Here is a 14,603-nt window from a genome sequence, read left to right as displayed (position 1 = left end):
AGAGTCCTCGCCGGACGGGCAGATCAGCAGGATGACGGGGTTTGGGCGGTCTGTGCGGCTGTGTTGGTGGTCGGTTTCGTGTCATCCCGCCGACCTCCACAAGGGCAACCACACGTGTCAAGGGGGCGGTTCCAGCGTCAGGTGCGGTCTGGCTCCGAGTGCCCCCTTGACACGCGCGGTAGGGCTGCGCCAGGTCGGCGGGATGACACGAAGCCCTGCTTTTGGTCGGGGTTCGACGCTCGCACCCTGGGGTGTTCGGTGGAGAGGCACCTGCCCTGAGTGGTCATCCGGCGCTGTTACGATGCGCCGCCCCACCCAGTCGCGGTGATCGAAAGGTGTCGTTAAATGCACAGAAACAAGGCGAAGGCGGACTTACTGCGTGACCTCCACGCGGACGGGGTGCTGGTGCTCCCGAACGCCTGGGACGCGGGCAGCGCCGCCCTGATCGCGCGGGCCGGCGCGAAGGCCGTCGCCACCACCAGCGGCGGGGTGTCGTGGGCGTTGGGCAGGCCCGACGGGCAGAGCCTGTCGCGCGACGAGATGGTCGAGCAGGTCCGCCTGATCGCCGCCGCCGTGGACGTGCCCGTGACCGCCGACGTCGAGGGCGGCTACGGCCACGCGCCCGAGGACGTGGCGGCGACGGTCGAGGCCGTGGTCGAGGCGGGCGCGGTGGGCGTGAACATCGAGGACTCCAAGGGCTTCGGTGTGCCGCTGTTCACCGCCGAGGAGCAGGCCGCCCGGTTGCGCGCGGCGCGGGAGGCGGCGCAGCGCGCCGGGCTGCCCGAGCTGGTGCTCAACATCCGGACCGACGTGTTCCTGTTCCAGGTCGGCGAGCCCGAGGGCCGGTTGGACGACGTGCTGACGCGCGCGGCCGCCTACGCCGAGGCGGGTGCCGACTGCCTGTTCGTGCCCGGCCTGGTCGACCTCGACGTGCTCAAGCAGCTGGTGGAGGCCTCGCCGCTGCCGGTCAACGTGATGGCGGGCCCCGGCGCGCCGACCGTGGCCGAGTTCGAGTCCGTCGGCGTCCGGCGCGTCAGCCTGGGTACGGCCGTGACCCAGGCCGCGTACTCCGTCGCGCACCGCGCGGCCGAGGAGGCCCTGACCAAGGGCACCTACACCGAACTCGAAGGCGCGCTCGACTTCGGCGCCGTCAACGGTGTGTTCACCCGCTGATCGCGATTGATCGCCAGGTCAGATCAACCCTGTCGGACAACGTCCGACTCCGGTGGACTGGGCCCCGTCGGGGCGCGTAACGGCGCCCCGGCGGACGACGACTGGTAAATCGGACGGCAACGGACGGGGAATCGCAGTGACCACGAAGGAAGCGGGCACACCGGGCGGCGTCTTCGCGAGCGTCCGGGCCACGCCCCGGGCGGTCCGCTACCTGCTCGGTGGCGTGCTCATCAACCAGATGGGCGCGTTCGCGCAGACGTTCCTGGTGCTGTACCTGACCGTGCGCCAGTTCTCCATCGGCCAGGCCGGTATCGCGCTCACCTGCTACAGCGCGGGCGCGGTGCTCGGCACGCTGCTCGGCGGCGAACTGGTGCACCGGCTCGGGCCGCGCGCCACGATCGTCGGCGCGATGACGGCGTCGGCGGCGGTCCTCGCGGTCATGCCGTCGCTGAGCACGCCCGGGTCGTTCGGGGTGCTGCTGGTCGCGATCGGCGCGGCGGGCCTGGCCACCCAGTGCTACCGGCCCGCGGCGGCGGTGCTGCTCAGCGAGCTGATGCCGGCCGAGCACCGGGTCATGGCGTTCTCCATGATGCGCATCGCCCTCAACGGCGGCGCGGCCCTCGCACCGCTCATCGCGGCCGGGCTGATCCTGCTCGACTGGGACCTGCTGTTCTACTTCGACGCGGTGTCGGCGCTGGCCTACGCGGTGGTGGCCAGGCTGACGCTGCCCGCCACGGACGCGCCGCGCGACGACGAGGACGAGGCCGAGTCCGGCGCGCAGAAGCGGTCGGCCTACGCGGTGATGCTGCGGGACGGCCGGTACCTGGCGTTCCTCGCCTCGGTGCTGCTGGGCACGCTCATCTACGTGCAGTACGTGGTGGCGCTCCCGCTGAAGATCACCAGCGAGGGGCACCCGGCGGCGCTCTACAGCATCGTGCTCACCACGGCGTCGATCATCCTGGTCGTGTCCGAGCTGAAGATCACCTCGTACGTCAAGAACTGGGTGCCGTGGGCGGCGGGCGCCGTCGGCACGGTGGTGATGGGCCTGGGCGCGGCCGGGTACGGGCTCGGCTCGCACGCGGTGGTGATCGTGGTCAGCACCGCGGTGTTCGTGCTCGGGGTGATGATCAGCGGGCCGACGATGTTCGCGCACCCGGCGAAGTTCCCCGCCTCGGTCCGCGGCCGCTACGTCGGCACGCACCAGGCCACGTTCGGCCTCGGCTCGGCGCTCGGGCCCACGCTCGGTGTGCTGGCCTGGGGCGCGTTCGGCAACGGTGTGTGGTTGCTGTGCGGCGTGCTCGGCCTGATCGGCGGTTGGTTCGCCCTGGTCGGCATGCGGGAGGGCAAGTCTTCGGTGTGAAGCACCGGCACCTCGGCCGACCGGCCCGGCAGGCGACGCCTGCCGGGCCGGTCGCCGTTTGCGGTAACGGCGTCACGAATAACTCTTTCCCGGACATTTCCCGTTCACCCACAATATGGTCCGCAACGCGCCGCGCACGTGCTGCGACGATGCGTCACAAATGTGCCCGGCGGTGAACGTTACGCACCGGCGTTCGTGGTCATGTTCAAATCCTATGGATTCCTACATCCTCCGATCGGCGGTAGCGGCCGGTCGGCCCCTTATTCATGCTTGGCGCGCACACGGAGAGAAAGGGATGCGCTGGGGATGGGTAGACCGGAAAAACCTGTCGACGCCTCGTCCGGCGCGGTCGCGATTTTCGCGAGCGAATTGAGACGACTGCGCGCTCGGGCGGGTAACCCCACTTATCGGGACATGGGTCGGGCGGCGCTGTACTCCTCGTCGGTGCTGTCCAGCGCGGCCAGCGGCCACCGGATGCCGACCCTGCAGGTGACGCTCGCGTTCGTGGCCGCGTGCGGTGGCGACCGCGAGCAGTGGCGCCGTCGGTGGTTGGAGGTCTCCAGCGGGCTCGACCCGGAGGTGACTACCTCGCCGAGCCGCCCGGAACCGGTGGTGGTGCGGTCCTGCGTCCCGCGCCCGGCACAGCTCCCGATGAGACCGCGCGGCTTCGTCGGCCGGGTCGACGAGCTGCGCCTGCTCGCCGCGGACCCCGTCACACCCGTGGTGATCAGCGGTCCGGCGGGCGTGGGCAAGAGCCAGCTGGCGCTGCACCACGCCCACCGCTCGGCCGCCGCCGCGGTGGACGGCCAGCTCTACGTCGACCTCGGGCCGCTGGAGCCGGGTGAGCGCGGCGCGCGGACCGTCCTGGACGGGTTCCTCCGCGCCCTGGGCGTGCCCGTCGAACACCTGCCGGACCACGTCGACCAGCAGGCGGGTTTATACCGGTCGTTGATCGCCGAACGCAGGCTCGTGGTGCTGCTGGACAACGTCCGCGACGAGCGCCAGGTCCGCCCGCTGCTGGTGGAGAGCGCGCACAGCACCACCGTGATCGTCGGCCGGACGCCGCTGCTGGGCCTGCGCGACGTGCGCAGGCTGCGGCTGGGCGTGCCGTCCCGGGCCGAGGCTGTCGCCATGCTCGCGGTCGCGGCCGAACCGGAGGACTGCGACCGGCTCGCCCGGCTGTGCGGCGACCTGCCGCAGGCGTTGGACATCGCCGCGCGCAAGCTCGCGGCCAGGCCCGACGTCCCGGTGAGCCGGGTGCTCGCGCGGCTGACCGAGCCGTGCGCGCTGCTGGACTGGCTGAGCATCGGTGACCTGTCGGTCCGCGACTCCTACCAGTCGGCCTACCTCGGGCTGGGCGACGCGGCGAAGGCCGTGCTGCACCAGCTGGCCCACCAGGTCGCCGACGAGCCGGTGGTCCGCGGCGCGTTCGCCGACGACGAGCCGGTGTACGAGCTCGCCGACGCGGGGTTGCTGCGCTGCGCGGGCCGGCCGGGCGTGTACCGCCTGGACCCGTTGGCGCGGGCGTTCGCCCTCGACCTGCGCGGCGCCGGTCACACGGTCCGCCGGTCCGGCCGCCAGGAATTGATTGTCACGGCCGGCCGGCACTACCGATCAACTGTCACGTCGGCTTGACTGTAGTCGTGCCGGACGCTTGTCGTAATTGATCCGGATGTGTGCGGGGAATCACCTTCCCGCGCCCCGGGTGATTGTTCTCCCGACAAACCGACGATTCTCCGCCGCGCACGTGTGCGCGCAGCTGGCACTGCCACGCGCCTGTTTTCGACCGAACACGACGATCGGGGTGGGATGTGACGGACCAAGAGGTTGACGTGCTGGCGATCGGCGCCGGCCCGGCGAACCTTGCCCTCGCGGCGGCCATCGAGGAGTCCGGGGTGCTCGGGCTCGCCGAGGGCACGCTGCTGCTCGAACAGCACCCGGACATCAAGTGGCAGCGCAACCTGCTGCTGCCGTGGGCCCGCAGCCAGGTCTCGTTCCTCAAGGACCTGGTGACCCTGCGCAACCCGCGCAGCCGGTTCTCCTTCCTGAACTTCCTGCACACCACGGGCCGCTTGGACGAGTTCGTCAACCTGGGCACGTTCAACCCGTACCGCTGGGAGCTGTCGGAGTACATGCAGTGGGTCGCGAACTCCCTGGAGCACGTGGGAGTCCGCTACGGCGCACGCGGTGAGCGCATCGACCCGTGGCGCGGTGACGACGGCTCGATCCGCGGCTGGGTGGTCACGCTGGCGAACGGCGACACCGTGCGCTCGCGCGACCTGGTCGTCGGCATCGGCCGCGACCCGCGCGTCCCGGAGGTGTTCGGCGAGCTGCCGGCCGACCGGGTCATCCACAGCACGCAGTACTGCTCGGGTGTCGCCGCGCTGGACGCCGACCGTCCGCTGCGGGCCGTGGTGATCGGCGGCGCGCAGAGCGCGGCCGAGATGTTCATGGCGCTGCACCAGGACCTGCCGAAGTGCGAGCCGACGATCGTGCTGCGCTCCATCGGTTTCCAGAACTACCAGACGAGCAAGTTCGTCAACGAGCTGTTCTTCCCGTCCTTCGTGGACGAGTTCTACGACTGCACGCCGGAGGTGCGGTCGCAGATCCTGGACGAGGTGCACCTGACCAACTACGCGGGCCTCGCGCCGCCGTTCCTGGACGAGACGTACTCGATGCTCTACCAGCAGAAGATGCTGGGCAAGCCGCGCTCGACCGTCCGCTCGATGACGGAGGTCGTGCGCGCCAGGGTCGAGCACGACGAGGTGGTCCTCGACCTGCGCGACCGCAAGAGCGGCAAGGTCGAGCCGTTGCACTGCGACGTCGTGCTGCTGGGCACCGGTTACGAGCCGCAGATGCCGAAGCTGGTGCGCGACCTGGTGGCCCGCACGGGCGTCGAGGACGTCGCGGTCAGCCGCCGGTACCGGGTCGACCTCGGCGAGTCCGCCTGGGGCGCGCTGTACCTCCAGGGTGTGAACGAGGAGACGCACGGCATCGCCGACTCGCTGATCAGCGTGCTCGCGCACCGCTCGGGCGACATCGTCGGCGATCTGCTCGACCGGCGCGCGGTGGAGGTGGCGGGAGCATGATCGAGATCCGCAGGCTGGACCGGGAGAACCTGACCAGGGCCTACGGCCTGGACTCCGAGCGGCTGCTGCCGTGGGAGGTGCTCAACGCGCCGTTCGAGGGCGCGTGGTGCGTGGTGCGGCCCGGCGACGTGTCCACCGCGCACTCGCACCACGAGTACGAGGTCTTCATCGCGATGAAGGGCCGGGCGACGCTGGTCGTCGAGGACGAGCGCCGCGAGCTGGTGCAGGGCGACATCGCGCACCTCGTGCCGGGCACGACCCACCAGGTGCTCAACGAGAACGACGCCGACTTCGAGTACTACGCGATCTGGTGGGACACCGACATGTCCGAGGCCTTCCTGGCCCGCCACGAGCGGTCCCGCGGCGACCAGGTCCAAGAGCACGCCTCCCAAGAACAGGCACGGCCGTGACCGGCCGAGTGGTGGTGGTGTCGCCCGCGCCGACGGCCAACGGCGACCTGCACCTCGGCCACCTGGCCGGCCCGTTCCTCGCCGCCGACGTGCACACCCGCTACACCCGCGCGGTGGGCCGCGACGTGGTGTTCGGGACCGGCGCGCAGGACACGCCGACCTACGTGGTGACCACGGCGCACCGCCTCGGCCTCGCGCCGCGGGAGCTGGCCGAGCGGTCGGCCGCCGAGATCGAGGCGACCCTGGCGGCGGTGGGCGTCGCCGTCGACGGTTTCACCGGTTTCGACGACCGGTTCACCAAGTGGGTCGAGAGCTTCATGGTGCAGCTGCACGCCACCGGGCACCTGCGGCTGCGCACGGTGAAGCTGCCGCACCTGTCCCGCACCGGCGAATTCCTGGTGGACGGCTACGTGCGCGGCGGGTGCCCGCTGTGCCTGGCCGACGGGTGCGCCGGGCTGTGCGAGAGCTGCGGCCACCCGGTGGCGCCGGGCGACCTGGTGAACCCGCGGTCCACCCTGCACCCCGACGAGCCGGTCGAGCTGCGCGAGGCCGACATCCTGGTGCTGCCGCTGGAGGAGTTCCGGCCGCGGCTGCGGGAGCACTTCGCCCGGCACGTCGACTCGATGCGCCCCCACATGGCGCAACTGGTCGAGGAGATGCTGTCCCGGCCGCTGCCCGACTTCCCGATCACGCACCCGGTGTCGTGGGGCATCCCGGCACCGTTCGCCGAGACGCCCGGCCAGGTGATCAACCCGAACGCGGAGACGCAGGCGTGGAGCATGCACTGCGCCGCGCTGGCCGCCGAGCACCAGGGCATCTCCCTGGGCGCGGAGGACGAGCTGTGGTCGGCGGGTGCGGGCTCGGAGGTGGTGTACTTCCTCGGCTTCGACAACACGTTCCCGTTCGCCATCGCCGGGTTGGCCGTGCTCATGGCGCACGGCGACCGCTACGCGCTGCCGCACCGGTTCGTCACCAACGAGTTCTACGAGCTGGACAACGAGAAGTTCTCCACCAGCCGGGGGCACGTGGTGCAGGGCCGGGACCTGGCCGAGCGGGTGCCGCGCGACCTGATCCGCTTCCACCTCGCCACCACCAGCCCCGAGCACCAGCGCACCAACTTCACCCTGGACGCGTTGGCGACGATCACCCGCACCCGCCTGGTCGACCCGTGGAACGCGGTGGTGGACAGGGCGCGGCCGTGGGTCGGGCGGGGTCCGCTGCCGGTGTCGGACCGGTCCCGGTCGGTGGCGGCACGGGTGGTCGCCCGCTTCGCCGCGACCTACGAGCTGCGCCACTTCAGCCTCAACCGCGCGGCGGAACTCGTCGCCGAGCAGCTGGGCCGGTTGTCGCGGTGGGAGGTCACCGAGGCCGACGCGGGCGACTTCTGGCACGAGCTGGACGTGTTCCTGCGGTGCGCCGCGCCGATCCTGGTCGACCTGGCGGCGGGAGCCCTCCCGGACACCGCGATCCCGGCCGAGCCGTCGGCGACCGAGGTCACGCCCCGCGAGCTGCCGAGGTTGTCGGTAGGGGTGGTGTGAGGTGACCCGGCACGTCGTCGTCGTGGGCGCGGGCGTCACCGGGCTGCTCACCGCGGTCCGGTGCGCGCTCGCCGGGCTGAGGGTCACCGTGCTGGACGCGGGGCCCGTGCCCAACCCGGCGTCCACGTCGCACGACGAGCACCGGGCGATCCGCGCGCTCGACCCGGGCGACGTGGACGCCACCCGCGCCTCAGCGACGCTGCACCGCCGCTGGCTGGAGCTGGAGGCGTTGCTGGGCACGCGGTTCTACCGCCGGGTCGGCGTGGTCACCGGGTGGCCCGCCGACGCGGCGGACGCGGCGCTGGACGTCGCACGGCAGTCCGGGACGCCGGTCTCCGTGGTGGAGCCGGAGAAGTACCCGCACCTGCGCTTCCCCGCCGGGTCGGTCGGCCTGCTCGAACCCGACGCCGGCGTCCTGCTGGCGGACCGCGTCCTCGACGCCGCCGCGCGGTGGCTGCGCGAGCGGCCGTCGGTGGCGCTGCGCCCGGGTTGCGCGGTGCGGGAGGTCGACACCGAGGCCGCCTCGGTGCGCCTGGCCGACGGGTCGACCGTGCGCGGCGACGCGGTCCTGGTGGCCGCGGGGCCGTGGTCGGGCGACCTGGTGGACGTGCCGACCGTGCTGCACCGGCAGACCACCGTGCACCTGAGCCCGCCCGACGACCTGGTCCACTGGTGGGAGGGCGCGCCCAGCGCGGGCCGCATCGGGGACGACGGGCAGGCGTGGCTGGTCCCTCCGGGGGAGGGCACGCAGCTCAAGATCAGTTCCGCGAACCTGTGCCGGGAGGTCGCGGAGGTCGGTGACGACGCACGCGGGTGGACCGACCACCTGGCGTTGTCGTCGGTGCTGGCCGACCACGAGCGCTACACCGTCACCGCGACCAGGACGTGCCACTACGCGGTCGACGCGCAGACCGGCGGCGGCCGGTTGGTCCGGACCGGACCGTCCACGTGGGCGCGCGCGGCCAGCGGCGGGGACGGGTTCCGCACCGCTCCCGTCGTCGCCGAACGGATCGTCGAGGAGGTAGGGGCATGAGCGGTACCGTCGGCGGAGCCGACAATCCGATGTCCGTCGGTGGAGCCGACGACCGGACGACCGACGCCGTGCTGGTGATCGGCAGCGGGTTGAAGCTGTACCGCGAGTACCTGGTCCGCTCGATCGCGGGCCGGGCCAGGGCGGCCGGGCTGGAACTGGTGCTGGTCAACAACATCCAGCCGACCTGGCAGCGGGCGTACTTCGACGAGATCACCGTGGTCAACCTGTTCGACCACGAGCTGGTGGCCGCCACCGCGCGCGAGATCGCGTCACGGCGGCGGATCGTCGGCGTGATGTGCTGGGACGAGCCGTTCGTCATGCCGTCCGCGCACCTGGCCGCCGAGTTCGGCGTGCCGGGGCTGAGCGTGTCCGGTGTGGACGGTTGCCGGGACAAGTACCACACCCGGGCCAGGCTCACCGCGGCCGGCCTGCCCCAGCCCGGCTGCGAGATGACCAAGACGGTCGAGGCCGCACGTGCCGCCGCCGCCCGCATCGGCTACCCCGTCGTGGTCAAGCCGCGTGCGCTGGGCGCCAGCATGGGCGTCGTGCTCGCCGCCGACGAGAGCGAGCTGGACGCGGCGTTCCGGGTCGCCTCGGACGCCAGCCTCATCGGCGACGAGCCCTACCGCGGCGGCGCGATCGTGGAGGGCTTCGCCGACGGGCCCGAGATCAGCGTGGACGGCGCCCTGCACAAGGGCGAGTACCTGCCGCTGTTCCTGGCCCGCAAGCAGACCGGCGAGCCGCCGTACTTCGAGGAGGTCGGGCACGTCGTGGACGCGGCCGACCCGCTGCTGCGCGACGAGGCGCTGATCGACACGCTGGCCCGGGCGCACCGCGTGCTCGGCGTCGAGGACGGCATCACCCACGCCGAGGTCCGGCTGACCGACCGCGGCCCGGTGATCATCGAGATCAACGGCAGGCTCGGCGGCGACCTGATCCCGTTCCTGGGCCGCACCGCCACCGGCATCGACCCCGGCGAGGTGCTGTTCGACGTGGCCACCGGCCGACGGCCCGAGGTCACGCCGACGAAGAGCTCCGTGGCGGGCATCCGCTTCGGCTACCCCGAGCACGACTGCGTGGTGCGGTCGGTGACCGTGCCCAGCGAGTCGCCCGGGCTGGTGGTCGCCGCGCCGATGGTCGACCCCGGCGCGAGCCTGCGGCTGCCACCCGGCGGCTACATCGCGCGCCACTCGTTCGTGGTGTGCGAGGCCGACGACGCCGACACCTGCGGTGACCGCCTGGACGCGGCGGCGGCGCTGGTCGCGCTGGACGCCGAGCGCATCGACCCGCTGCCGCCCGGCGCGACCCTGGAAATGCCCACCGGACTCCTGGACGTGGACGAATGACGATCAACTACGACGGGCGGCGGTTCCGCAAGGCCGGTGGCGGCGACGGCACCGAGGCCCGCTACCACCAGGACGGCGACCTGGTGTGGGCCGACTTCACCGGCGGCAAGGTGCGCCGCGGCACGGTGACCGGCACCTGCGACCAGGACGGGACGATCCGCCTGGCCTACACGATGGTGCTGGTCACCGGCGAGGTCATCGCGGGCAGCACGGTCAACGTGCCGCGACAGGAGCCCGACGGGCGGCTGGTGCTGCGCGAGGAGTGGGAGCGGTACGGCGAGCACGCCGCAACCGGCGTGTCCTACCTGGAGGAGGTGCGCTGACGTGGGCCGCACGGTCGACTTCTCGAAGCTCGCGGACCTGGTCGACGGCTACGTCCGGCTGCCGGGCGACCCCGGTTTCGACGCCGCGAGCCGCCCGTTCAACCGGCGCTACGCCGACATCCGCCCGGCCGCCGTGCTGTCCGTGGCCGGCGCGGACGACGTGGGCAAGGCGATCGTCTGGGCGCGCGGCAACGACGTGCCGGTGGTGGCCAGGGGCGGCGGGCACAGCTACGCGGGCAACTCGGTCAACACCGGGCTGGTGCTGGACCTGCGCGGGCTGGACCAGGTGCGGGTCGAGCGGTCCAGCGAGCTGGTGACCGTCGGCGGCGGCACCCGGATGTCCACCCTCTACGCCGCGCTGGAGCCCTACGACCTGGCGTTCCCGGCGGGCAACGCCGACGACGTGGCCATCGGCGGGCTGGTGCTCGGCGGCGGTGTCGCGGCGGTGTCGCGGTCGTTCGGCCTCACCTGCGACTCCCTGGTGGAAACCGACGTCGTGCTGGCCGACGGCACCACCGTCACCTGCAACGAGACCACCAACGCCGACCTGTTCTGGGCGTGCCGGGGCGGTGGCGGCGGCAACTTCGGCGTCAACACCTCGTTCACCTTCCAGGCCCGCCCGGTGCTGGCGAGCTCGACGTGCCTGCTGCTGTGGCACCGCAGGCACGCGCGCGACGTGCTGGCCTGCATGCAGGAGATCATGGACCGGGCGCCGGACGAGTTCGCGGCGCGCATCGGCGTCAGCCGCGCCCCCGGCGAGGAGGCGGTCGTCTCCGTCGTCGGCTGGCACCTGGGCCCGGCGGACGAGTTGCGCGAGATGCTGCGCCCCGCGCTGGCCGTCGCCGAGCCGTTCCGCGTCGACATCGCCGACCGGACCTACTGGGAGGCCAAGGACTACCTGCACCACAACACCGAGGGCGGCGCGTTCGCCGTGCGCACCCGGTCCACCACCAAGCCGCTGCCGGACGCGGGCGTGGCCACGATCGTGGACGCGGTGGACGCGTGGCCGGGCAGCACCAACGCCGACGGCGCCGGCGTCGCCCTGTTCACGTGGGGTGGCGCGATCAACCGCGTGCCGGTGGCCGAGACCGCGTTCCCGCACCGGGACGTGCTGTTCCTGATCTCGATGGACACCTCGTGGCACACCGAGGACGGGCCCGCCGTGGTGCGCGCCAACCTCGACTGGCTCGGCGGGTTGCACGAGCGCATGGGCGAGTTCGCTGCGGACTCGGCCTACGTCAACTTCACCGACCCCGACCTGGGGGACTGGCGGTCGGCCTACCACGGGCCCAACTACGCCCGCCTGGCCGAGGTGAAGCGCCGCTACGACCCCGACCGCGTCTTCCGCTTCCCCCAGGCGATCTAGGAGCCACCGGTGCCACCAGACCTGCGCGGCGCCATGCGCAACCTCGCGACCGGCGTGTGCATCGCGACCACCTACGTCGACCGCGGCGACCGTCGGGACCACGACGCGGTGACCGTCAACTCGGTCACCTCCGTCTCCCTCGACCCGCCCCTGGTGTCGCTGTGCCTGCGGCTGGAGTCCCGGTTCCTGGCCGACCTGCTGACGACGAAGAAGTGGGCGCTGTCCGTGCTGGACGGCTCGGCCGCCGCTGCGGCCCGGCTGTGCTCCGGTGACCGGCCGAGCCGCGTCGGCGCCCTGTCGTCGCTGTGCGCCTCACCCGGTCGGCACACCGGCGCCCTCGTGCTGGACGCGCCGAGCTGGCTGGAGTGCGAGCTGTGGGACTCCTTCCAGCTCGGCGACCACACGATGGTCGTCGGCGAGGTGGTGGCCGCCGGCACCGGCCCCCGCCGCGTGCCCCTGGTCTACCTGCGCGGTCACTACCGCACGTTGGACGACACCGACCCACCGAACGCCGAGGAGTGACATGAGCGTGCCCGAGACCGGCGAGGAGATCCTCGCCCGCGCCGAGGAACTGGCACCGAGGCTGCGCGAGCGGTCCGAGGAGATCGAACGACTGCGCCGGCTGCCCGACGACGTCGTGGCGCTGATGCGCGACGCGGGCGTGTTCCGGATGGGCTTCGGCCGCGACTGGGGCGGCCCCGAGATGACTTCGGAGCAGCAGACCCGGGTGGTCGAGGCGCTGGCCTACGGCGACGCCTCCGCCGGGTGGTGCGCCATGATCGGCATGGACACCGGCCTCTACGCCCGGTTCCTGGAACCTGCCGCGGCCAAGGAGATGTTCCCCAGCATCGACATGGTCACCGCGGGGCTGCTGTTCCCGACCGGCCGGGCCGAGATCGTGCCCGGCGGCTACCGGCTGACCGGCCGCTGGCAGTTCGGCAGCGGCATCACGCACGCCGACTGGGTGGTGTCGGGCGCCATGCTGTTCCGCGACGGCGAACCCGACGGCGTGCCGCAGAACTCCATGCTGATGATGGTGCCGCGCGAGCAGGTCGAGGTGGTCGACACCTGGCACACCACGGGCCTCGCGGGCAGCGGCAGCTGCGATTACACGATCTCCGACGTGTTCGTGCCCGCCGAACACACCCTGCTGTTCAGCGAGGTGCACGGACCCGCCGGGCCGCTGGCCCAGGCCGAGGTGCACATGCGCAACATGCCGGGCGTGCCGCTGGGCGTGGCGCGCGCCGCCCTGGACCACGTCCGGGAGACCGCCGTCGCCAAGGGGTCGGCGGACAACTACCGGATCCAGGTGGCCCTCGCCGAGTGCGAGGCGGACTTCACCGCCACCCGCGCCGGCGTGTACGAGAGCCTGCGGCGGCAGTGGGACGTGCTGTCCGCCGGCGGCACCATGGACGACCTCTCGCCGCACGAGCGCGCCGCGCTGCCGCTGTCCCGGCTGCACGCGTTCCGCACCGCCCGGTCCATCGTGACCCGGCTGTACGACCTGATGCAGACCTCGTCGATCTACCGCCCGTCGCCGCTGGACCGGTGGCTGCGCGACACCACCACCATGTGCCAGCACATCGTGGCGCAGGACCGCATCCTGCAGACCGCGGGCGCCTACCTGCTCGGCGGCGCGCCCGTCTTCCCGCTGGCGCTCGGCATCACCCGATAGTGTGCCCCACCCGACCGAGCTTCGAGAGGACACCATGACCCCGCGACCGGTGATCATCGTCGGCTTCCTGGCGCCGCTGCCCACCCGCACCGAGTTCGAGGACTCCTCGATGGTCCTCGTGGACGAGCCGGACGTCATCCGCAAGCGGGACGTCGCGGCGAAGATGGCGGGCGCGCCCATGCTGCGCGAGCTCGTGGCGTGGGAGTACCAGCTGCCGAGTGCGGCCGACGAGTTCTACAACGCCCACCCCGACCTCGACCCGGCCTACGTCGTGCCGCTGGTGGAGTACGCGACGCCGTTCGCCGCCCGGCTCGCCGAGCGCTACGGCGTGCCCGGCGCGACCAGCGGCGCGGCCCAGCTGCTGCGGGACAAGGAGTTGCTGCGCCGAGTCACCCGCGCCGCGGGCATCGCCAACCCGGTCTCGACGGCCGTGGACGGTCCGGACGAGGTGCGGGCGTTCATGGCCGCCCACCCCGGCGCGGTCGTGCTCAAGCCCGCGAACCGGCAGGCGTCGCTGGGCACGAAGGTGCTGCGCGACCCGGCCGAGGTGGACCAGGCGTGGCAGGAGTGCCTGGCCGGTCAGGACGAGGGCATCCTGGTGCCCGACCGCGAGATCCCGTTGCGGATGCTGGTCGAGACGTTCGTCAGCGGCGACGAGTACAGCGTGGAGATGCTGGTGCGCGACGGCGTGCCGCTGTTCACCAACATCACCGGGAAGACCCTGTTCGCCGGTCCGCGCCCGATCGAGCTCGGCCACCTCGTGCCGGCCGACCTGCCCGAGGACACGACCGCGCTGCTGGCCGAGCGCACCGAGGCGGTGTTGCGCGCGGTCGGCTTCGGCACCGGTGTGGTGCACTGCGAGTGGATCGTCGCCGACGGCACGCCGCACTTGGTGGAGTGCGCGGGGCGGTTCCCCGGCGACGGCATCACCTGGCTGATCGACGAGGCCTACGGTTTCCCCCTGGCCGAGCGGTACTACACGATCATGAGCGGCGAGGAGCCGCCCGCGCTGCCCACCAGGGCCGAACGCGCCGCGGCCGTGCGCTTCCTGCAGGCGCCCGCCGGCGAGGTCGTGTCGGTGGAGGGCGTCGAGGAGGCCAAGGCCATGCCCGGCGTCCTGGCGGCGTCGGTGGCGGCGGCGCCCGGCGAGGCCGTGCGGGAGCTGCGCAGCTCGTGGGACCGGGCCGGTTCGGTGACGGTCGTGGCGGACACGCCGGGCGAGGCCGTGGCGCTCGCCGAGAAGGCGGCCGGGATGATCAGGGTGCGGGTGCGCGCGGCAGAATGACCACC

13 protein-coding genes are annotated in these 14,603 nt (G+C 72.3%); all 13 read left to right on the top strand.

Annotated features, from left to right (window positions below; translation table 11 throughout):
* The first annotated feature begins 345 nt into the window (after positions 1–345).
* The 13 genes from AB0K14_RS09515 (at position 346) to AB0K14_RS09455 (ending at position 14,598) form a co-directional block, all read left to right on the top strand.
* Entirely contained in the window at positions 346–1,173 is an 828-nt protein-coding gene (locus AB0K14_RS09515; protein WP_360459758.1) for an isocitrate lyase/phosphoenolpyruvate mutase family protein, read from the top strand.
* Positions 1,174–1,309: 136 nt separating this feature from the next.
* Complete coding sequence (locus AB0K14_RS09510; protein ID WP_360459756.1) at positions 1,310–2,533, top strand: MFS transporter; 1,224 nt, start codon at positions 1,310–1,312, stop codon at positions 2,531–2,533.
* 414 nt (positions 2,534–2,947) lie between these two features.
* Entirely contained in the window at positions 2,948–4,168 is a 1,221-nt protein-coding gene (locus AB0K14_RS09505) for an NB-ARC domain-containing protein (protein WP_360459754.1), read from the top strand.
* 176 nt (positions 4,169–4,344) lie between these two features.
* Entirely contained in the window at positions 4,345–5,622 is a 1,278-nt protein-coding gene (locus tag AB0K14_RS09500) for a SidA/IucD/PvdA family monooxygenase (protein WP_360459752.1), read from the top strand.
* On the top strand, positions 5,619–6,032 hold the full coding sequence (locus tag AB0K14_RS09495) for a cupin domain-containing protein (RefSeq protein WP_360459750.1): 414 nt from the start codon (positions 5,619–5,621) through the stop codon (positions 6,030–6,032). Before AB0K14_RS09500 ends, AB0K14_RS09495 begins: the two co-directional genes overlap by 4 nt.
* Positions 6,029–7,570 carry a class I tRNA ligase family protein gene (locus tag AB0K14_RS09490; protein ID WP_360459748.1) on the top strand — a complete coding sequence of 514 codons (1,542 nt, stop codon included), beginning with the start codon at positions 6,029–6,031 and terminating at the stop codon, positions 7,568–7,570. The genes AB0K14_RS09495 and AB0K14_RS09490 overlap by 4 nt, the downstream gene beginning before the upstream one ends.
* A gap of 1 nt (position 7,571) precedes the next feature.
* Entirely contained in the window at positions 7,572–8,603 is a 1,032-nt protein-coding gene (locus tag AB0K14_RS09485) for an FAD-dependent oxidoreductase (protein WP_360459746.1), read from the top strand.
* The gene (locus AB0K14_RS09480) at positions 8,600–9,949 is read left to right on the top strand and encodes an ATP-grasp domain-containing protein (protein WP_360459744.1); all 1,350 of its coding nucleotides are present in this window, start codon (positions 8,600–8,602) and stop codon (positions 9,947–9,949) included. The genes AB0K14_RS09485 and AB0K14_RS09480 overlap by 4 nt, the downstream gene beginning before the upstream one ends.
* Positions 9,946–10,272 (top strand): hypothetical protein, encoded by a 327-nt coding sequence (locus AB0K14_RS09475; RefSeq protein WP_360459742.1) that lies wholly within the window; start codon positions 9,946–9,948, stop codon positions 10,270–10,272. Before AB0K14_RS09480 ends, AB0K14_RS09475 begins: the two co-directional genes overlap by 4 nt.
* Position 10,273: 1 nt before the next feature.
* Entirely contained in the window at positions 10,274–11,638 is a 1,365-nt protein-coding gene (locus AB0K14_RS09470; protein WP_360459740.1) for an FAD-binding oxidoreductase, read from the top strand.
* Between the two features lie 9 nt (positions 11,639–11,647).
* A complete protein-coding gene (locus tag AB0K14_RS09465) occupies positions 11,648–12,160 on the top strand; it encodes a flavin reductase family protein (protein WP_360459738.1) in 513 nt (170 codons plus the stop codon).
* Position 12,161: 1 nt separating this feature from the next.
* Positions 12,162–13,313, top strand: coding sequence for an acyl-CoA dehydrogenase family protein (locus tag AB0K14_RS09460; RefSeq protein WP_360459736.1), 1,152 nt, complete (start codon positions 12,162–12,164; stop codon positions 13,311–13,313).
* 34 nt (positions 13,314–13,347) lie between these two features.
* Positions 13,348–14,598, top strand: coding sequence for an ATP-grasp domain-containing protein (locus AB0K14_RS09455; RefSeq protein ID WP_360459734.1), 1,251 nt, complete (start codon positions 13,348–13,350; stop codon positions 14,596–14,598).
* The last annotated feature ends 5 nt before the right edge of the window (positions 14,599–14,603 follow it).

The sequence above is a fragment of the Actinosynnema sp. NPDC050801 genome (assembly GCF_040673975.1).
Classification (GTDB): Bacteria; Actinomycetota; Actinomycetes; order Mycobacteriales; family Pseudonocardiaceae; genus Actinosynnema.
The sequence above is the reverse complement of the archived record's forward strand: the minus strand, read 5'-3'. Positions and strand labels throughout refer to the sequence as shown.